Raw genomic sequence first — 19,612 nt, 5'->3', positions numbered from 1 at the left:
ATTGCTAATTCCTCATTACTAATTACTCTTCCCACACTCCCATTTTACCGGACTGATAGTCCCGCATTGCCTCACGAATCTCATCCTCGGTGTTCATCACAAACGGGCCGTAAGATACCACCGGTTCATTAAGCGGAGGAGCAAAACCAAAAATGACTTCACTCTTTTCAAGAGCTGTAATTTTCACTTCATCTCCTTCATTGCCGAAGGAAACAAGATTCCGTGTTACCGCCTCAGCACCGTTTACCGCCACCCTTCCGCTGACAATATATAAAAGAATGTTCATAGCAGGCGGTACTGCAGCAGAAAACTCCCCGTTCTCATTAAACGATAGCAATGAAAGATTCACATCATGAAAAGTCTGCACTGCTCCCCGGATACCTCCAAGAGAGCCGGAGATGATACTCCCGGACACTTTTCCGTCCGGAGATATATACGAAGGCATCTCATGCTTCTGAAAACCGTAATAGGCGGGAGGAGCCATTTTGTGCTTCGCCGGAAGATTCACCCAGAGCTGCAGCACTTCTTCTTTTCCGCCGTTCTTCATAAAATCTTCAGAAGAAACTTCCGCATGAATCAAACCGCTCCCCGCTGTCATCCACTGCACTCCGCCTGATGTGATGATGCTTTTTCCGCCGGATGAGTCGGTATGCATGACATCGCCATCAATGATGAAAGTCACCGTCTCAAATCCGCGGTGCGGATGCGGCCCAAACGGAAGCCCGTTATTATCAGGAGGAAACACCTGCGGGCCGTGGTGATTAAGGAAAATAAACGGATCAACCGCTGATATATCACCAACCGGAATCGCCCGCCAGGTAAGCAGCCCCTCCATGTGTGCCGGTTTTGCAGTATATATATTTGTAATTTCTCTGAGCATCACAGTCCTCTGTTTGTATATAGTTTGTTCTCTTCCGGCAGGATCCTCAGAAGAGAGTCATTGCCGGATCCATTGATTCTGATTGAATTTTTTTGTACTTTAGTTTTTACTAAGCATTTTCTCTGCCATTCTGAAATAAGGGCGGAGAATCTTTCTGCCACCTGATAAGAAAGGAGTAACATGAAAAATGTTATCGCCATCCGTAAGGAGACAAAAGATAAAACACAGCGCAGGGCTCCTCTGGTTCCTGAGCATGTCCGCCGCCTGGTCCGCAATCACCGGATTAAAGTTCTGGTTGAACCCTGGGAACAGAGAATTTTTTCTGATGCGGAATATAAGAAAGCCGGCGCAATCATCACACGAGACCTTTCCGAAGCCAATATCATTTTCGGAGTTAAGGAAATAGCCCCGCAATACCTTCAGCCCGATACAGCCTACTGCTTTTTTTCTCATGTGATAAAAGGGCAGTCATACAATATGGGGATGCTGAAAGATATTCTGGACAAGAATATCTCACTGCTTGATTATGAACTGGTTAAGGACCATCAGGGAAAGCGGCTGATTTTCTTTGGCGAGTATGCCGGTCTTGCCGGAACCATTGACACGATGTGGGCATTGGGAAAACGACTGCTGCATGAAGGTACAAAGAATCCCTTTTCCCATATAAAATACGCGACGGAATATCTCCGCCTTTATGAAGCCCGGGACGCATTTCTTGAAGCCAGTTATCAGATTGCGGAGAAAGGACTCCCCCGGCATCTCACTCCTCTGGTTGTGGGAGTTACGGGTACAGGCCATGTTACCAAAGGGGCGCTTTCTCTCTTTGATATACTTCCAACCGTAACGCTTAATCCGGAGGAACTTGAGTCTTTCTTTAAGAAAGGAAAATTTTCCAACCGGGTGGTCTATGAGGTTCTCTTCCAGAAACAGCATTTATACAAGAGAAAAAAAGGAAACGAACCGTTTAATCTGAAACATTTTAACGCTCATCCCTCTGAATATACATCCGGGCTTGAACGCTATCTGCCTTATCTCACGGTTCTGATAAATGGTATATACTGGGACCCCCGATTCCCTAAGCTGGTAACAAAGAAGTTCACGAAAAAGCTTTTCAGCGGAAGAAAACAGCCCCGCCTGCGGGTCATCGGTGATATCACCTGCGATATAGAGGGTTCGATTGAGATTAATCTTGAAGAAACCAACATGACCAACCCCGTTTATGTTTATGATGTGCGTGACGGAAAAATTCATTACGGCGTCGAAGGCAAAGGTCCGGTTGTGCTGGCTGTGGATAAGCTGCCAAATGAACTTGCCTATGAAGCATCAACCTCATTCGGAGCTGCACTGCTTCCCTTTGTGCCTATGCTTGCGCGCGCCGATTTCCGCTCAAAGCGGGGGATGCCCGCTCTGCCTCAGGAGTTTACCAATGCCCTGATCGTGCAAAGCGGAAAGCTGGTTAAAAACTTCAAATACCTTGATAAACATATTAAAAGTGCATTAAAGAAATGAAACGCATTCTTATTCTCGGAGCCGGAAAAAGTTCTGTATATCTCATAAGTTATCTGCTCGGTATTGCAAAGGAGCGGGACTATTTCATCACCGTCTGCGACAGAGATGAGAAGATGGCACAGGATGCGGTTAATCATCATTCACAGGGACAGGCAATCGGTATGGACATCAATGACAGCGCCACCAGAATCAGTCTGATCGGCTCGTCAGATATTGTTATCAATATGCTGACCCGCCCCTATCAGTTTCAGGTTGCGCTTGACTGTCTGAATGCCGGTATATCCATGATCTCAGCTTCTTACGAAGATCCGAAGGTAAAAACGCTCCACCGGGATGCAGTACAGAAAAACATTATCATCCTCAATGAAATGGGGCTTGACCCCGGCATTGACCACATGCTGGCAATGTCTCTGCTGAGTGATCTGAAAGCAAAGGGTGCAGTAATAAAAAGCTTCCGCTCATACGGCAGCGGCCTCCCCGAAGCAAAGATAGACACTAATCCCTTTGACTACGCAATCACCTGGAACCCGCGTAATGTTCTGCTCGCGGGGGAAGACGGCGCTATATATAAAGAAGACGGCAAAATCAAAATCCTCCCCTTCCACCGAATCTTTGACCGGACATGGGGAGTCTCCGTCAATGGGCTTGGGTACTTTGAAGCATATCCGAACCGCGACTCCCTCTCATACGGCTCACTGCTGGGCATCAATGAAAGCCACACCGTGATAAGAGGAACGCTCCGCTACCCCGGCTGGAGCGAAGCCTGGAAGCAGATTATTCAGCTTGGTATGACCAATGAACTTATTCTGATTCCTGATTTACCCGAAATGACTTACCGGCAATTCACGGCAATGTTTCTGCCTGCTTCAACAAACGATGCAAATGTGGAACAGGAAGCTGCCAACTATCTCGGCATAAGTCCCACCGGCAACATTATGTCCAAACTGCACTGGCTCGGTTTATTCTCGAGGGAAAAGATTGGCGGTAAAGCAGTGACTGCCGCGCAGGCAATGATTCAGCTTATTATGAAGAAATTCACTCTGCCTGAAGGGATGACTGATATGGTTATTCTGCTGATTGAAGTTGAGGCAGAATATCCCGCAGAGAATAACAGGAAAGAAAAGATCACCCGCCTGATGATTGATTACGGCAGCGGTGCTTCAGCAACAGCAATCTCAAGAACCGTCGGACTGCCGGTTGCTGTGGCGGCTGATTTGATATTGCAAAATAAAGTGCAGCTTATCGGGGTACAAATTCCCACGCACCCGGCTATATATGAACGGGTACTGCCGGCATTGGTGGAAAACGGGATCAAATACACGGATGAGAATTATGAAGTATGAAGGGTGAATTATGAAGTATGAAGGATGAATTATGAAGTATGAATTGTGAATTGCAGAGACGATACCGGGTAGAGACGATGCATCCCGATTGCATCGGGACAAGTGCATCGTCTCTAAGACATACGGTTTTATTTTTTTATTTTTTGTACCGCGGTATCAATCCGGCGGATAACTTCATCCCTGCCCAATATATATAACAGGTCAAACATTCCAGGACCGCTGCTGACTCCGGAAACAGCGAGCCGTAGCGGGTGTATCAATTTTCCTTTGCCGGCATTCAGCGCTGCTGCGGTATCTGCCAGCGCCTGTTCAAACGCATGAGTATCAGGGTTTTCCAGTTTTGCAAAATTTTCAGAAAGTGCCTTTAACTGCTCAGGTGTTTCCGGCTTCCAGTTTTTGTCAATGGATTGCTGTTCATATTCTCTGGGTGCAGCGTAAAAGTAAGGGCATTTGCTCACAAATTCCGCGGCAAAGTTTACCCGCTCTTTCATGGCATGGATTATATTCACAAGATACTCATCACTATATACTCCGCTGCTGAATTCACTCTTTGCCAGTTCTTCTCTGATCATGGCGAGTATTTCAGCATCAGATTTCATACGCAGATGCTCAAAGTTCATCCAGTTGAGCTTTTCGAGATTAAATACCGCGCCTGACTTATTCACCCGCTCAAGAGTAAAAAGTTCTTCCATTTCTTTCAGGGAGAAAAGCTCCCGGTCATCCCCTGCATTCCAGCCAAGCAATGCAACAAAGTTGACCAATGCTTCTTTAAGGAATCCTTTTTTCTTATAGTCTTCAACCGCTACATCCCCCTGGCGTTTGCTGAGTTTTGATTTATCCGGATTCAGCAGCAGCGGCAGATGCGCAAATACCGGACGCTCCCAGCCGAATGCATCGTACAGAAGAACATGCTTGGGAGTTGACGAAAGCCACTCCTCGCCCCGGATAACATGGGTGATTTTCATAAAATGATCATCAATCACATTTGCAAGATGATAGGTCGGGTAGCCGTCACTTTTAAGCAGCACCTGATCATCAATGGTTTCGCGGTCAAACTCAACATGACCGCGGACAATATCATCAAACGCTACTTTAGCACCCGGTTCAACATTCAGGCGGATGACAAACTGCTCTCCTTTTGATATCTTTGTTTCGCGTTCTTCTCTGGTCAGTGAAAGGCAGTGTTTGTCATATTTGGTCTGCTGATTCTGTTTCTGCTGTTCTTCACGAAGCTGTGTTAAACGCTCCGCCGTGCAGAAACAGTGATATGCTTTGCCGCTTTCAATCAGCCTTTCAACCTCTCTTTTGTATATATCCAGGCGTTCAGACTGTATATAAGGCCCGCAGTCACCCCCGGTTACCGGACCCTCATCGTAGGTCAGTCCGCACCAGTTAAGGGTTTCAATCAGGTTTTCGACCGCGCCTTCAACATAGCGGTTGCGATCAGTGTCTTCAATGCGAAGCACAAAGGTTCCGCCGTTTTTCTTTGCGTAAAGATAATTATAGAGTGCGGTGCGCAGCCCTCCCACATGAAGATATCCTGTGGGGCTTGGGGCAAAACGGACGCGTGGTTTTTCACTTATCAAACTAAACTCCTCATTCTGTCAGTCAATTATATTACTGCTGGTTCTCTTCGTCCGGTAATTTTTCCCGCAGGTCATTCTCAGCAGACCAGACGTTAAACTGCACCATCTTCTGCCGCAGCTTTTTTACCAGTTCAAATGTCAACAATTCGTATGTATATCGCTCGTTAAGCCCGAGTATTTTGCCGGTCTTATAAGAAATAAATCCCGCCACCGTATTATACTCATCAGACTCCGGCAGGTCATGGTTAAATGTTTCATTAAAGGTTTCAATGTGCATTGAGCCGAGGATGTTATACTTGCCGTCGGGCAATTGCGAGAACTCAACCGGCTGAGGAGGTGTATCACCGGTAATTTTACCGACTATTTCGCTTAATATATCCTCAAGCGTTATCACTCCTTCAGTGCCGCCCCACTCATCGGTGACAATTGCAATACGCTCTCCGCGCATCTGCATTTCTTTAAGTATCTCAGAGACCCGCTTTGTTTCCGGCACAAAATACGCCGGGCGTATAAGCGAGCGTATCTCATATTTCCCCTTCTCAATAAAGTTGCGCATCAGGTCTTTGATGTGCAGTATGCCCATGATGTTATCGGTTGAGTCTTTATATACAGGCAAAAGACTATGCCCGGTCTTAACAATAAAGTTAAAAATCTCCGCCTCATCATCGGTCAGTTCCACCGCAATCATTTCAGTGCGGGGTATCATCACCTCATTCGCGCTCACATCATTCAGTTCAAACACATTCTGAATAATCTCGTGCTCGGTTTTATCAATCTCGCCGGTTTTTACGCTTTCATTCAGCAGCGAGCGTATTTCCTCCTCTGATGCTTTCCCCTGTGAAAGTGTGGTTGAGGTTTTAAACGGTTTAAGCAGAAGGTTGGCAAAATCCAGCAATATTTTGAGCGGTGCATTAGTTGCGCGGATAAGCAGATACATCGGGGTAATGAGAACCAGACTAACCGGACCGGAATATCTTTTCCCAAACCCTTTTGGCAGCATCAGTACCAGTAATTGCCACCCGGTTAAAAAGAGAATAAGCAGCCCGAATGCGTGAAGCACCTGCAGCCAGGTAAACGGACCGTCAGAATAGCCCGCTCTGATAAAATCAACTATAGTAAGCACCGTTGCGGAAAGCAGCAGCAGCAGACGCCAATACTCTGTAAATGCAAACAGTTCTGTCGGATTTTCCTGAAGGCGGGTAATTTTTTTTATTTTGAGCTCGGGAGAATCCTCCTGCTCTTCATATTGTTCTTTGTCAAAGGTGATAACCGCGGCTTCAAATAAAGTTATTAAAGCTGCCACGGCGAACAAGATCACCAGGTCACTCTCGGGCATTAAATAAGTTGCGTAATTGTTAAATTTAGAATCGTAAAAATAAACACTGGGCATGAGAATTCCGAAGAACCGGGCGATATTAAAAAAATACCGGTTTTTACGAAAATTCTGATGAATTTTGCCCTTTTTTCCCCAATTTAGTTAAAAATCTGATGAATCCGACAAAAATTTACATAAAAGAGGGGAGAATCAATTTTGATTTTCCTGAAGGTCCCTCCCGGTCAATTTCAATTAAATACCTCAGGGATGAGTGCCCCTGCGCCGGATGCAAAGGGGAAACCATACTTCTCCGCACCTACCGTCCGGCGGCAAAAGGTCCGGAAACCCCTGAGATGTACAAAATTACAGGTATCCAGCCGGTCGGCAGTTACGCATTGCAGATTTCGTATAAGGACGGGCACACCACCGGGCTTTATACCTGGGAGTACTTAAAGACGCTCTGGGAAAGTGAAGAGACCGGCGCGAAACAGAATTACGATACACTCTTATGATAAGCAAAGCGGAAATTAAGGAACTTGCGCGGCTGCATCAGAAAAAATTCCGCGATCAGGAGAACAAAATCCTGGTCGAGGGGGAAAAAATGATTGCCGAAGCGCTCTCCTCCGGCTGGGAGTGTGAACTGATACTGCACAGCAATGACTTTTCCTTCAGCGGGAACTATGATGATATATACCGGCCGGTGCAGTCCTTAATAAACACTGTTTCCGTAAAAGAACTTAAACGGCTTTCTGATACCGTTACCCCCCAGCATATCATAGCGGTTTTCAGAGTACCACCGGTGAAGAAAAGCAAAGAAGATGGGCGTGTTGCACTTCTGCTTGATTCGGTCTCCGACCCGGGTAATTTTGGCACTATCATAAGAACCGCCGACTGGTTCGGCGTGAAATGTATATATACAACCGGGAACTGCGCTGATTACCTGAATCCAAAAGTAGTACGCGCCTCAATGGGTTCGGTGTTCCGGTCAGTTATTATCCGGCTTGAAACCAGTGATGATATACGCTCGTACCTGAGAAACAGCGGGAGGAGAATGATTTGTGCTGATATGCACGGAACTCCGCTGAACCGGCTGCATTCTGAGAGTGAAAAAGTACTCCTTCTCCTTGGCAATGAAGCGAATGGTCCCTCAGACGAAGTAAAATCCCTGGCACATGAAACAGCAGTCATCCCCGGTTACGGAAAAGCAGAATCCCTTAATGTGGCTTCCGCCGCGGCAGTGTTTTTGTATGCACTAATGACAAAATAATTCACAAACTTCGTACAGACAATTTACAATCTGACTGACGTATAAAATTTGAAGTATGAATTGGATGCCCCCTGCATCAATTGTACAGACAGATTACAATCTGTCTCCATCCTGCGGAACTCAGTTTTGACACAAAGTTTATTTAGCTATAAAAAAGCCGTTAAGACAACATCCGATTTATATTTTATATATCAAAATTTACAATTACGACATTTGTCGTTATTTCATTAACAACATCTTGCCCGTCTCACGGCTAATTTTACCGGTTTCCCTGCCTTTGGTTTCTAGCATATAAAAATAGACTCCGCTTGCAAGGTCGTCTATGGTGCCGGTTATCTCTGGGGAAAACTGATAGTTATACTCACCCGGCGACTGCTCCTCATTTACTCTTACTTCCAGAAGCTCGCCGCGCAGCGTATAGATATATAACTTAACATAGCTCCGCTCCTGCAGTGAATACCGTATGGTAGTGCTGGGGTTAAAGGGGTTTGGATAATTGCCAAGCAGTTGGGTTTTCTCAGGTGTTGTCAACTCAGATTCGTTTTCGTCTGCTGATGTAAGAAGCAACTGGATGGCCTGGCTCGGTTTTGACTCGTTAACAATACTGTCAATGGCGGTAACAATGCAATAATAATTTCTGCCTGAATCAGGGCGGGCAAGAGTGTAATTGTTTTCTTTGCCCGTATATATAAGCTTATCAGGAAATGGTACGAACTGCTCAACCGTATCCTGATACAGGCGGTAGCCAGTCAGGTCGGTTTCATAGTTTTTTTGCCAGCGCAGCGTTAAACTGTCGGCAGTCATAACGGGTAGAGCGATAAACGGTGCTCTCGGGGCAAGATCAAGATACTCATAACTCCTGCCGTAGGGACCACCAAGAGGGCCGATATCACTGCGGGTACCATCAACATCAAGAATATCAGGGTCTCCGGCATCGATCAGAGGAGAGTATTTCTGCAGTCGGAAATCCCCCGCTTCCTCATCAACAAACATCGGGAAGAGAAATTTATTCGTGCTGTCAACATGAGGGTTTTCAAATATCTGACCAACCTTCCAGAATGCATTATAACTAAGAACCGAGGGAGCATCCGGGCTGGGTCTGATGCCATATTTTGCATTAAGAACAATATTATTACGGTGGTCATTATCATAATTACACCAGATGGCTGCCCCTCTGAAATAAATTGCAGTCATAAGATTATTTCGGGATATTATTTTATGTCCTGCTATGCTATTGTCGTTGCCAAAACGGTTCGTCGTAGTAACAAAAATATTATTAGTTATCAAGTGAGGTCCACCGTTTACTAAATAAAGTGCATCCTCTTCACAATTAATAATATTGCCATGCATCGTAAGTTTAATTCCCCAAGGTGCAGCATCATCTGTAGAATTGCTAATATTATTTAGAATGTGTAATTCTGATCCTGACCCTACGGCCTGACCATTAAAAAAACTTCCACCATTCCCATAATTACCTTCAGCGATGACAATTCCCTTATGAAGCATAATATTAGCTGAATTTGAAACAACTATACAATTGCGTATAAATACTGTGTCCGTTAATGGGGAAATAACCCATATGCCAACGTATTGTGCACTAGTTGTATTCTGGATAAAAAACCCATCAATTGTACCCCCCCCTCTTATTTCAATGACACCACCTCCGGGAACATCCTTTTTTACTATAGTGCTGTCAGCTCCAGCGCCCATTAAATGGATTCTTTTATAACTGACAACTGATTCAAGATATTCCCCTTTCTCAACAAAGATTGTATCGCCAGGATTAGCAAAATCAACACACTTTTGTATTGAGTCGCATGCTGTTTCCCAACTGGTATATGGAGGCATACTTGTTCCGGTTTTGCTCACATAACGGATTTCGGATAACGACGAAATGCTTATCACAATCCACAAAATTAAAATACACATTCTCATTTTACTTAGCTCCTCACTTTATATATATGGATTTTTTATGTGAGCGGTAAGTTCCCGAAATTATTCATAAGGAAGATGCTAGAGTCAGGGTGATTTGCCGTAACCACTCCATAAGGGAACTTCTGCTGAGCGTGAAGATTAGTTGCGGCTGCTATTATTAGAAAAAGCACACTCAGAGCCATGGGAAACCGTGTGCATATGCAAGAAATTGTTAACTTACTCATAATGAGTTCTTTCATTTTGTTCATTCTGGCAGAATGAATTTTAATAAGAAAATGATAAAGATTAGCTAAACTATTCTCCGCCATTCTCCCACAGTCCTTTTCCGCCAACAAGGCCTGTCCGAATTAAATACTCTATGCTTCTTCCAAATTCATTAAGTATCCTTCACCACGAGAAAAATCAGCCCTCTTTTCTCACTTTCTTCTGAGTAAACATAAACAATTCTTTTATCAATGGCAATACGTAAAAACACGTAAAATTGCATCAAAACTACGTGAAAACACGTAGAATTTCTCTTAAATACGTAAAAACCCGCAGTCGCTCCCCGAAAATACATACTCTTTTGGAACTATCATAAGAACCGCCGACTGGTTCGGCGTGAAATGTATATTTACAACCGGGAACTGCGCTGATTACCTGAATCCTAAAGTAGTGCGCGCTTCAATGGGTTCGGTGTTCCGGTCAGATATTATCCGGCTTGAAACCGGTGATGATATACGCTCGTACCTGAGAAACAGCGGACGAAAAATGATTTGTGCTGATATGCAGGGAACCCCGCTGAACCGGCTTCATCTTGAGAATGAAAAAGTGCTCCTTCTTCTGGGTAATGAAGCGAACGGCCCTTCAGACGAAGTAAAATCCCTGGCACATGAAACAGTAGTTATTCCCGGTTACGGAAAAGCAGAATCACTTAATGTGGCTTCAGCCGCGGCAGTGTTTTTGTATGCACTAACGAATTGTGAAGGGTGAGGTGTGAAGTGTTGTATAAATTTTGTAAAGACGATGCAATCACTAAACGGAATATATATAACTACTGATTTCATATGATTGCATCGTCTCTGCAAGTAACGGATTTAAACTCTGCGTTACTCCGCGTTAAACTTTGCTAACCTTTGCGTTAAAAAAATGGAAGCTGAAGAGCATAAAAAAAACAAAAAGCCCCAGCTTTTGACCAGGGCTTTTTAATTTAAAATTAAGAATTATTCTCAAATCACACTTCAAAATTATTTCATGAGAACCATCTTTTTTACAATCCTTGTACCAGAGGTTTCAAGGGTATAAAAGTATATACCCGATGGCATATCATCACCGGTGAATTCCATTTCATATATGCCAGCTTGATGGTATTCATCTTTCAGTACTTTCAGTTCTCTCCCGAGTATGTCATAGATAAGCAGTCTGACCCTCCCCGGAAGGACGGTTTGATACCGGATTTTGGTCTGGTTGTTAAACGGATTTGGGTAATTATCACCCAGTTCCCAGTTCATTTTTTGGGGGGAAGTCTCTTCAACGCCAACCGGTTTATCCATACTGAACATATATACTGCCCCGCGCATCTGATCATCGTATGAGGCCCCCGCAAGTATGAAATCCTTGGTAAGAATTACCGACGAAGGGAACTGCAGTACATCCGCACTGTCCGGTAAAGAAATTCTGCGTTCAAGCCGGTAGTTATTGCTTTCGTCAAACTGAAAAAGATAGATTCCGCCTCGGTTCCAGCCAAAGGAACTATCCTGGGGAGCTCCCACAAGAAGAGTATCGCCAAGTGCTGCCAAATGAAGCCCGAAGAAATTTATGTTGCTGCTGTTTGGCGCTGTTATAGTATGGGTTAATTTAAGACTGTCACCGCTAATATCATAAACGTAAACCCGCCCCTGGTCATAAGCAAAATCACCCTGCGGTGCTGCAATAAACAACCGGTTTCCTGAGAGTGCCATACTCCGGCCAAACCGCTGCCCGCTCTGCTCCATTGGCGAACATACTTTTTCTCTGAAAATCAGTGTGTCATGAAGTATGTTGTAAACATATACACAACCCCGAAAGCGATATTGTTCATCACTTTCACCGCTGGCAGCTACAAACAGTAAACTATCATTTGAGACAAACCCTGAACCTAATCCTGTCTGCAATTCACCTCTTGCTTCACCCATATATCTTTGCGGTAATTGCAATGAGTCCTGATTAAATGAATAAATGTAAAAGGAGCCCGTAACTGAATAATAAGATGATGAAGTATCTCTGCTGCCTTCCGCACTTACAATATACCTGTCCTTTAAATTATGAATTGTTTTGCCAAACCACTCATTGTTAAAAGGAAAAGGACATCTGATTATATGTTGATAATCTAACTGATTATCTAATACATCAAAATAATGAACATCGCCGGAAGGAAACCAGGCAAATGGATCGCCGGCAACCCGAAAAAAAAGTTTCCCTTTTTCAAAATTAATAAACCGGCCAAGCATATCTTTTTGTTGAATATTCCATGTAAAAAATTTTCTTTTATAGTTAACCGAAATGTTATCTATTTCATACAAATATACAGAGCCGGATTGTGTCCCATATTTATTATCATACGGACAACCGACCACTAATAAACCATTCTCGTATCCGATTGCTTCGCCAAAATTAGTGTTCATTTTTCTGTCAGGCGGAATTATTTTGGTGATGTGCAATTCCTGAGTGAAAACTGCCGCCTGAATCAATAGCATAAAAATTATTAAGTGTTTCATCCTACTTCACCAACATTAGTTTCTTAGTAAAATAAAATGTGATTGCGAGGCAACTGAAATCATACAACCGGAGGAATTATTGCAATAAATAGGGGCATCTAAACTTGAGAGGGTAAATCTGGTCTGGTCATTAGAACCGGCATTTACCACATACAGGGCAAGTTCGGCAGTAGTGAAATCAGGACCATTTTCCTCGCTTTGGGAAAAAATGAGGGACGAACAAAACAAGCACAGAAGAATGAAAAAGCGCAAAAACATCGAAACCTCCTCTAATTTTATATTTGACGGACAAAGTAATAATTCCCAAAATTAAAGTCAAGCCCCTGAAAATTTTTTTTTGGTGGCGAATTGAGCTGGCTGTACTGTCCTTTTTGGGGTTTGCACTTTTCAGTTTACTTTATCGCCAGGTCTGGGCATGGAGTGAAAACAGTGGAATTCAGCCGGAGCAAACCTTACCCCCACAATACCCAACTTCAGTAATACATTTTCATTATTAAACTTTCGTTGGTTTTATCTGAATAAATCGAACCATGCGCAGCAAATTCATTGGAAACGGGGTAATAATTTTACCCCCCCCTTAAATCGTCTTCTATTTTGTATAATAGCCATAAAAAAGTAGGAGTTATGAGCCAAAATTATCTTAGCGATAATTCATGGGACTGGAATTGCAGTTCAAAAAATGATTTTGATTACAGAGTGCTTTGGGGTAACAACGGCAACATCACTATACTAAAAAAAAAATCACGGTTCACCAAACAGCCTGTTTTCAGTCTGGAATCCTGAAAACTGAAAGGGAACTATAACTATGAATATAAAATCTGCATATATAACTTTTACCGGACAATATATACTTCTCCTGTTTTTGCTTCAGACACTGCCGTTTGCCCAGACAACCATTGAGTTTCAGAATTTTACCGCAAAAGGTTCCGACACGGTTTTTGCAGCCTCAACCAAAGGTATATATATATCTGCCGACCAGGGAGTAACATTTAAGAAATTTGCACTGGATAGTCTTGATATTACGTCACTGATCATACTTAATGATGCTGAACTTCTTGCCTCATCGTATTCAAACTACGGAGTTCTCAGATCATCTGATTATGGAATGAGCTGGCACCTTTCCGGTCTTCAAAATCAATATGCCATTAACCAGCTTTTAATGATTCCCGGTGGCATTCTCATAGCCGCCTCGCATGAAGAACATATCTGGCGCAGCACCGACAGAGGATTTACCTGATCTAAAAGTAATACCCTTAATGTTGCCAACAGAGTACACAAATTATATTATCACTCAGAGAGCAATTCCATTGCAGCAGGGCACGCAGGCGGTGTATCCTATTCGGCTGATACAGCCCGTAACTGGCTTTTTTATCCGGGCTCTGAAGGTTATACTTTTACCGTGGCGGGCTGGGATGAATATTTTTTTGCCGGAAGACAATCTAATCTCGGGCTCATCAGAAGCACTGACGCAGGTGTAAGCTGGCACAACCTTACGAACGGTCTGCCTGTCGCAACCTTTATGTCACTGCTTGCGGAAGAGGGGCTAATTCTGGCAGGAACTTTCGGCAAAGGGGTTTTCCGTTCAATTGTCTTGTATATGCACTGTATATCTTTCCATTGTAGTAACAACTACCAAAATAATCTCCTATATAAACTACAAAAGCATTAAAAACAAAATTCGATCCGTAATTAAATTTTGTAAAGGTATTTCCATGGTCAGTTGATCTGAGTAACGCGGTCATGTTCTCGTAATTATCGTATGAAAGGATATTACTGTCATAGCTTGTCAAATAAATATTTCCTTCGCCGTCAATCATAATGGCAGGCATATAAACATCACAAGCAAAGTTGTGGTCCTTTTCACTCCATGTCCCGCCTCCGTCCGTACTTCTCAATATCACGATGTTGTTTGCATTTTCCGTTCCTTCATAGTTATTACTTTGGAATTGTGGTACATTTTCACCCCAGGCATTCATCACCACATAAATACTTTCATCATATGGGTCAAAAACTGCATATGGAAACGGTGCGTTCCTGAATCCGCTTTGATTATGAAATTCCTTAATAAGATAATAATTATTCACCTCGACCCCAGGTCGGATAAACTCATCCTCTATAACCGTTTCGGCACTGAACGAACTGCCCCCATTTGTACTCTTGGTAAAATATAAATTAAACTCCTTGGATGGTGTGTGATCATTTTCGGAAATTGGAAGTTCCCTGTACCAAAAAAGATAGACACTGCCATCCAGATCACTGGCAAGTGACACCCCAGATACAAAATAGCCGAGTGGAGATTGCTGAGATACTCGCAATGCCCCTGTAAAACTTTCCCCTCCATTTGTACTGCGCACAATATTTATTTCAGAAGGTTGATCAGCTTTTAGGAATGTAAAGGCAATATATATTGTGTTGTAATAACTGCTATTTGGGTTTTTATCTATATACATCATTTGTTTATCGGCTTCCCAGCCGTTTTGAGCATCAAACGCCAGCACCGGCGTAAGAAAGGTTTCACCGTTGTTTGTTGATTGCATGATATATATGTCGTATGTACCTCGATGCAAATAACAAAGAATTACGTTACCGTTACCATCATAATCAATCACTGGGTCGGTTGCATTAAGTATTCTATGATTAAATATAACCTGATTATTCCGGATAATATCTACATTCACATCAACTGCACCGTTACTACTGTTATGGACTTTATATGCGCAGGCAATATCCCCGTTGTATTGATTAATACCTATAGAACTTTCAACAGCTGTTTCGTGCTGTGCATTACTTAACTGAAGATCAACTATTTGCGCCTGAATTATTATCATCCCACAAATTATGATAAGAATCACATTTTTCATGATTTCACCTTATTTAGTTTTAGTTTGTTTTTCTAGTTCCCCTGATGATCAGAGGTTTAAAATCCGTTATTGATCCGACAAAAATATGATTCCCCGTTACAAATGGTTTTGTTAATATAGTAACGCCAACTCTGACAGGCAGGGGGATCTGTTTTTTCCAACTGACTCCATCAAAATGAAAAATCTCCCCACCATGCCCTACGGTAAATATATTATTGACCGCTGTTCCTCGTACGGAATTCTGTATATAGGTGTTTCCAAGAACAAAGGTTTGCATTACTCCGTTTTTAATCATTATGTTCGAACTTCCCAATAAAAAAAGCTCTCCGGACTTTGCCTGCCATACTCCCGCCCTTGTTAGATGACTATAACCTAATGCGCGTGTTTTCCATTTGATCCCATCATACATATACAGTACCCACTCGCCGCTATCTGGGTCCTTTCCGGCAGTATATGCTTCATCCTTACTCCTTCCAGTTACCTCAAAAAAAGTAAAATTTTTGGCTATTCCAGGCACCTTTTTCCATTTGTTTCCATCCCAATGTATGATTGTCCCTCTTTGTCCCACTGCCCACACATCATCGGGGGCACTGCCCCAGACAGCGTTTAGGGCATAAATCGTATCGGCATACTCCGGTTTATCTGCATCAAATTTGTATTCCGTGAAACTTGTACCGTTCCAGAAAGCAACACCTCCCCAGTTATAATTGCCATTCCCAACAACCCATATTTGATTAGCGGAAAATCCATAAATACCGTATAAATAAAATTGCAGGTTGCTGGGAACTATCTCCCATCCACTCCCATTCCAATATATTACATTGGATGCTCCGCCGGGTAATTGAACTGCTCCAACACCCCAAACATTATTTTCATTAAATCCCCAAAGATCATTTATCCAACCTTCCGTCCCAATAGTGTCAACCTCCCAAATAAAACTGTGACCTGTGGGGCTTAATACTTTTGCTGTTAAGGTAACGGCGGTGTCCAAAATTTTGGTGCTGTCGGTATAGCCCAGAAACCGGTAGCGGTAGCTTTTTTCCTGGCTGAGCCCGCCGCTGTCGGTAATGGTGGTATCGTTCAGTAACCTTCCTTTATAAATAATCTGGTTTGCGCCGTTTTCATCTTTCCGGTGCAGTTCGTAGGTAAAGGTATTGCTGCTGTCAAGCCGGCTTTTCTTAAGACCAAGGGCAATCCGCTCAAAATCAGCCCATAAATATTCTAATTTCATGGTATTAGCAGTAATGTGAGGAGGATCTGTTATAACCGGCTCGGTTGGCTTCTGGCAGCCGGAAAAAGTAAGAAATAAAACGGCTGCTAAATAAAACCGGAAATTACTTATTGGTAACATTTGGCGTAACATTCTGTTAGGAGCAAAAGTTTTGCAAATATTCGATTGGAGTAGGCCGGGCAACCAAGGCAGATTCCCGCTTCCCATACCGGCTTGCGGGTTCAGAGCATGAGAATGAAATGAGGGCAATTAGAGGGAGTGCCGCACAAAAGTGCAGATTGATATGTGGAACTCTAACCGGCATTGACTGCTCTTCTTATAGTTGTTTAATCTCTTTGCGCTAAAACAGATAGTTTGAGCTTCCTGAATACAACAAAAACCGCTAAAAAAAAAGTTTTTGCAATATTCTTAAAACTCCTGGCTTAAAAAGAAAAAAGGATTTAACCTGTTCCCAGCATCCCCACCCATCACTTCCCAAAAGGTATTTCATTTACCCAGAAAAATGAAACCGGCAAGGATTTTCCTTACTGCCTGATTAAACTTACGAAGAAATAAATTGGCTGCCAACAGATTTGTTCAAGAGTAATACACATCAGAGTATTTCTTGTTTGTGAATTTACAGAGACCGGATATATGCGACCCGCCGGGGTCGGGAGGTGCGGTGCGTCTTATAGAAATTCTACCAACTTGCAATCCCGCCGGGATTGTTGGCAAAAGGACACCTATGTTTTAAAACAAAAAGCCCCGGCTGCAAACCAGGGCTTTTTTAGTTAAAAGTTAAGAGTTGAAAGTTAAAAGTAAAAATTCACACTTCATACTTCATACTTCATAATTATTTCAGGTATATCATCTTCCTGGTTGAAGTTCTTCCGTTAAATCTGAGGGAGTAAAAATAAATTCCCGAGGTGAGATTATATATACCTGCATCAAACAGCACCGAGTGATGCCCTGCTTCAAATTCTCCGGAAGCAAGCTCCGCAACCTGCCGGCCAAGCTGATTATACACAACAAGCTGCGCATGACCGCTCGTCGGAAGTGAGAAACTCAGCATAGTAGAAGAATTAAAAGGATTGGGATAATTGCTGTTCAGTACAAACGATTCCGGGTCAGTTGTAATTTCTTCCTGCTCAATTCCTGTTGAAGGTTCTCCTCCGGTTCTTGTTCTGAGGATGGCGCCATAGGAGCCCAGCACCCAGCCATCATTGGCATCTCTGAAATATACACGGGTAAAAGAGTTATTCACGTTGGTCGGCAGAGTTTTCCAGGTAGTGCCTCCGTCAAATGTCTTAAATACTTTTCCGTTGCTTCCGGCTGTGTATCCCACATTTCTGTCAATAAACTGAACTGAATTAAGGTAGGGTATATTCAGCAAAGCAACCTGCGAAAAATGCCCGCCATCCACAGTCTTGAATACCACGCCGAATTTGCCGACTATCCATCCGTATTTAAGGTCAGAAAAATAAATACTGCGTAAGTCAAATACCGCCGGCAGTGATATATCCTCAAATATCGTTCTTTGCCAGTAGCGGTACACTCTGAAAAGTTTGCCTCCGTCACCGGCAAGAAAACCGGTCTGCGAGGTAGAAAAACCAAACGTGCGAAGCGTTTGCACCACACCAAATGAAATATTCACCCACGGGTTATATCCGTAATTGTTCAGTGACTCAAACATTACTCCCCCCTGACCGCCGATTCTGCTGAAAAACTTTTCTATATGAATTGCATACAGATTATTGGTGGTAAGCGTGGAAAGATGCCCGGTTGTCCAGGTAGCTCCGCCATCCTTTGTGTATTTATAGAGACCGTAATTTCCGATAATCCATGCATTAATGCCGTCTAATGAAAAAATCTCATTGATATTCTGCACGGTGCCTGCATCCTGCCTGCTCCAGTTTAGACCGCCGTCAGTAGTTCTGAGGATAAGCCCGCGGTCACCAACAATCCAGCCGGTATCAGGACTGGTGAATTTTACGGAGTTCAGATTTTCTGTAATAGTTGATGATCGCATGGTAAACGTAGCTGCTGTATCCGTAGTTGAAAAAACAAGACCGCGTTCGCCAAAAAAGAAAACCTCTTCATTTTCAAGCGCCACAGCAGACTGAACCGCACTGCGGCTGTTTACAGAAGTCTCAGTCCAGTTCAGCCCGGCATCCCTGGAAACCATCACAAGACCGTTAAGCCCTCCTGCATATATAACGGAAGCTGAAACCGGCCTTATATATTTTAGCATTGTGGCTGATGGAGTCTGCAGATTCTGCCATGTTTCACCGGCGTCATCAGAGCGGTACACCTTTCCCTGAAATCCGGCTGCATATATACTGCTGCCGGAGGTGCGTATATCTGAAATTACAGAGCCGGGACTGCTGTTCACGGTTTTCCATTGCTGCCCCAGGTTGGTTGATTTCAGTATCAGGCCGTTTTCCCCCGCGGCAAGCAGATCTCCGTTCGAAAGAAAAGTCAGACTTCTTAACGAAGGGCTGCCGGTCACACGGCTGAGTGACCAGTTTGCTCCCCCGTCATTGGTAAGAAGAAGCAGGCCATCGGCACCGACTGCCGCGCCATTCTGCGTATCTCTGAATCTGATGCAATAAATATCATCCTGCGTGCCTGATAAAACCGCACTGAAGGATTGTCCGCCATCTGTGGTTTTGAAGAGCGCCCCGCCGTCTCCGGCAACCCAGCCGTTGCCGCGGTCAAAAAAATGAAGGGAGTTAAGGTTATATATATTCTCAATATCACGAAGCAGCCAGGTTGCGCCCCGGTCTGAGCTCAGCATAAAAAGACCCTCGGTTCCTGCCGCAAGCATTACGCTATCCGTATATACGGCATCGTTCACGGATTTTCCGTTTGGTGCGGGATTCACCCACTCCCAGGCCGGCTGTGCCGTTATGCCGCACTGCAGCAGAATTACTAACAACTGAACAGCTGATAATCTCATCATTTTCATGTT

General features: G+C 43.6%; 15 protein-coding genes. 6 read left to right on the top strand and 9 right to left on the bottom strand.

All coding sequences use genetic code 11. The features are described 5' to 3' along the window. Nucleotides 1-22 precede the first annotated feature (22 nt). Nucleotides 23-835 carry a pirin family protein gene (locus HRU80_05735; protein QOJ30467.1) on the bottom strand — a complete coding sequence of 271 codons (813 nt, stop codon included), beginning with the start codon at nucleotides 833-835 and terminating at the stop codon, nucleotides 23-25. Nucleotides 836-1,060: 225 nt separating this feature from the next. Here HRU80_05735 and HRU80_05730 point away from each other — a divergent pair, with 225 nt between their 5' ends. Together HRU80_05730 and HRU80_05725 are read left to right on the top strand one after the other, a co-directional pair. Beyond that, a complete protein-coding gene (locus HRU80_05730; protein QOJ28401.1) occupies nucleotides 1,061-2,389 on the top strand; it encodes a hypothetical protein in 1,329 nt (442 codons plus the stop codon). Continuing rightward, a complete protein-coding gene (locus tag HRU80_05725; protein ID QOJ28400.1) occupies nucleotides 2,386-3,732 on the top strand; it encodes a saccharopine dehydrogenase NADP-binding domain-containing protein in 1,347 nt (448 codons plus the stop codon). The genes HRU80_05730 and HRU80_05725 overlap by 4 nt, the downstream gene beginning before the upstream one ends. Here HRU80_05725 and HRU80_05720 read toward each other — a convergent pair. From HRU80_05720 to HRU80_05710, 3 genes are read right to left on the bottom strand one after another with little or no spacing between them, the layout of a single operon-like run. Then, nucleotides 3,701-3,826 (bottom strand): hypothetical protein, encoded by a 126-nt coding sequence (locus tag HRU80_05720; protein QOJ28399.1) that lies wholly within the window; start codon nucleotides 3,824-3,826, stop codon nucleotides 3,701-3,703. The genes HRU80_05725 and HRU80_05720 overlap by 32 nt on opposite strands. A gap of 34 nt (nucleotides 3,827-3,860) precedes the next feature. Beyond that, complete coding sequence (locus HRU80_05715) at nucleotides 3,861-5,318, bottom strand: glutamate--tRNA ligase (protein QOJ28398.1); 1,458 nt, start codon at nucleotides 5,316-5,318, stop codon at nucleotides 3,861-3,863. A gap of 31 nt (nucleotides 5,319-5,349) precedes the next feature. After that, nucleotides 5,350-6,654, bottom strand: coding sequence for an HlyC/CorC family transporter (locus HRU80_05710; GenBank protein QOJ28397.1), 1,305 nt, complete (start codon nucleotides 6,652-6,654; stop codon nucleotides 5,350-5,352). A 152-nt stretch (nucleotides 6,655-6,806) separates the two neighbouring features. Here HRU80_05710 and HRU80_05705 point away from each other — a divergent pair, with 152 nt between their 5' ends. Together HRU80_05705 and HRU80_05700 are read left to right on the top strand one after the other, a co-directional pair. Further along, nucleotides 6,807-7,145, top strand: a complete 339-nt coding sequence (locus tag HRU80_05705; GenBank protein QOJ28396.1) for a DUF971 domain-containing protein — start codon at nucleotides 6,807-6,809, stop codon at nucleotides 7,143-7,145. Beyond that, nucleotides 7,142-7,900 carry an RNA methyltransferase gene (locus tag HRU80_05700; protein QOJ28395.1) on the top strand — a complete coding sequence of 253 codons (759 nt, stop codon included), beginning with the start codon at nucleotides 7,142-7,144 and terminating at the stop codon, nucleotides 7,898-7,900. The genes HRU80_05705 and HRU80_05700 overlap by 4 nt, the downstream gene beginning before the upstream one ends. 219 nt (nucleotides 7,901-8,119) lie before the next feature. Here the strand turns inward: HRU80_05700 and HRU80_05695 are convergent, their stop codons facing one another. Continuing rightward, the gene (locus HRU80_05695; protein QOJ28394.1) at nucleotides 8,120-9,748 is read right to left on the bottom strand and encodes a hypothetical protein; all 1,629 of its coding nucleotides are present in this window, start codon (nucleotides 9,746-9,748) and stop codon (nucleotides 8,120-8,122) included. 609 nt (nucleotides 9,749-10,357) lie between these two features. Between HRU80_05695 and HRU80_05690 the strand changes: the two genes are divergently transcribed. After that, the gene (locus HRU80_05690; GenBank protein ID QOJ30466.1) at nucleotides 10,358-10,807 is read left to right on the top strand and encodes an RNA methyltransferase; all 450 of its coding nucleotides are present in this window, start codon (nucleotides 10,358-10,360) and stop codon (nucleotides 10,805-10,807) included. Between the two features lie 254 nt (nucleotides 10,808-11,061). On the opposite strand, the gene HRU80_05685 is transcribed toward HRU80_05690, so the two are convergent. Continuing rightward, the gene (locus HRU80_05685; protein ID QOJ28393.1) at nucleotides 11,062-12,570 is read right to left on the bottom strand and encodes a T9SS type A sorting domain-containing protein; all 1,509 of its coding nucleotides are present in this window, start codon (nucleotides 12,568-12,570) and stop codon (nucleotides 11,062-11,064) included. A gap of 805 nt (nucleotides 12,571-13,375) precedes the next feature. On the opposite strand from HRU80_05685, the gene HRU80_05680 reads away from it, so the two are divergent. Beyond that, nucleotides 13,376-13,807, top strand: coding sequence for a hypothetical protein (locus HRU80_05680; GenBank protein QOJ28392.1), 432 nt, complete (start codon nucleotides 13,376-13,378; stop codon nucleotides 13,805-13,807). 280 nt (nucleotides 13,808-14,087) lie between these two features. Here the strand turns inward: HRU80_05680 and HRU80_05675 are convergent, their stop codons facing one another. From HRU80_05675 to HRU80_05665, 3 genes are all read right to left on the bottom strand, one after another. Then, entirely contained in the window at nucleotides 14,088-15,431 is a 1,344-nt protein-coding gene (locus HRU80_05675; protein ID QOJ28391.1) for an exo-alpha-sialidase, read from the bottom strand. Nucleotides 15,432-15,450: 19 nt separating this feature from the next. Beyond that, entirely contained in the window at nucleotides 15,451-16,662 is a 1,212-nt protein-coding gene (locus tag HRU80_05670; protein ID QOJ28390.1) for a hypothetical protein, read from the bottom strand. An 832-nt stretch (nucleotides 16,663-17,494) separates the two neighbouring features. Continuing rightward, entirely contained in the window at nucleotides 17,495-19,603 is a 2,109-nt protein-coding gene (locus HRU80_05665; GenBank protein QOJ28389.1) for a T9SS type A sorting domain-containing protein, read from the bottom strand. Nucleotides 19,604-19,612 lie beyond the last annotated feature (9 nt).

The organism is Ignavibacteriales bacterium, assembly GCA_015709675.1.
Classification (GTDB): Bacteria; Bacteroidota; Ignavibacteria; order Ignavibacteriales; family Ignavibacteriaceae; genus H2-BAC3.
This window is presented reverse-complemented; position numbering and strand designations above follow the sequence as displayed.

Bases quoted from the DNA above. Each gene is read 5' to 3' on its own strand.
- HRU80_05735 (QOJ30467.1), bottom strand. From the start codon at position 835: ATGGAGGGGCTGCTTACCTGGCGGGCGATTCCGGTTGGTGATATATCA.
- HRU80_05730 (QOJ28401.1), top strand. From the start codon at position 1,061: ATGAAAAATGTTATCGCCATCCGTAAGGAGACAAAAGATAAAACACAG.
- HRU80_05725 (QOJ28400.1), top strand. From the start codon at position 2,386: ATGAAACGCATTCTTATTCTCGGAGCCGGAAAAAGTTCTGTATATCTC.
- HRU80_05720 (QOJ28399.1), bottom strand. From the start codon at position 3,826: ATGCAATCGGGATGCATCGTCTCTACCCGGTATCGTCTCTGCAATTCA.
- HRU80_05710 (QOJ28397.1), bottom strand. From the start codon at position 6,654: ATGCCCGAGAGTGACCTGGTGATCTTGTTCGCCGTGGCAGCTTTAATA.
- HRU80_05705 (QOJ28396.1), top strand. From the start codon at position 6,807: ATGAATCCGACAAAAATTTACATAAAAGAGGGGAGAATCAATTTTGAT.
- HRU80_05700 (QOJ28395.1), top strand. From the start codon at position 7,142: ATGATAAGCAAAGCGGAAATTAAGGAACTTGCGCGGCTGCATCAGAAA.
- HRU80_05695 (QOJ28394.1), bottom strand. From the start codon at position 9,748: ATGCCTCCATATACCAGTTGGGAAACAGCATGCGACTCAATACAAAAG.
- HRU80_05685 (QOJ28393.1), bottom strand. From the start codon at position 12,570: ATGAAACACTTAATAATTTTTATGCTATTGATTCAGGCGGCAGTTTTC.
- HRU80_05680 (QOJ28392.1), top strand. From the start codon at position 13,376: ATGAATATAAAATCTGCATATATAACTTTTACCGGACAATATATACTT.
- HRU80_05675 (QOJ28391.1), bottom strand. From the start codon at position 15,431: ATGAAAAATGTGATTCTTATCATAATTTGTGGGATGATAATAATTCAG.
- HRU80_05670 (QOJ28390.1), bottom strand. From the start codon at position 16,662: ATGAAATTAGAATATTTATGGGCTGATTTTGAGCGGATTGCCCTTGGT.
- HRU80_05665 (QOJ28389.1), bottom strand. From the start codon at position 19,603: ATGATGAGATTATCAGCTGTTCAGTTGTTAGTAATTCTGCTGCAGTGC.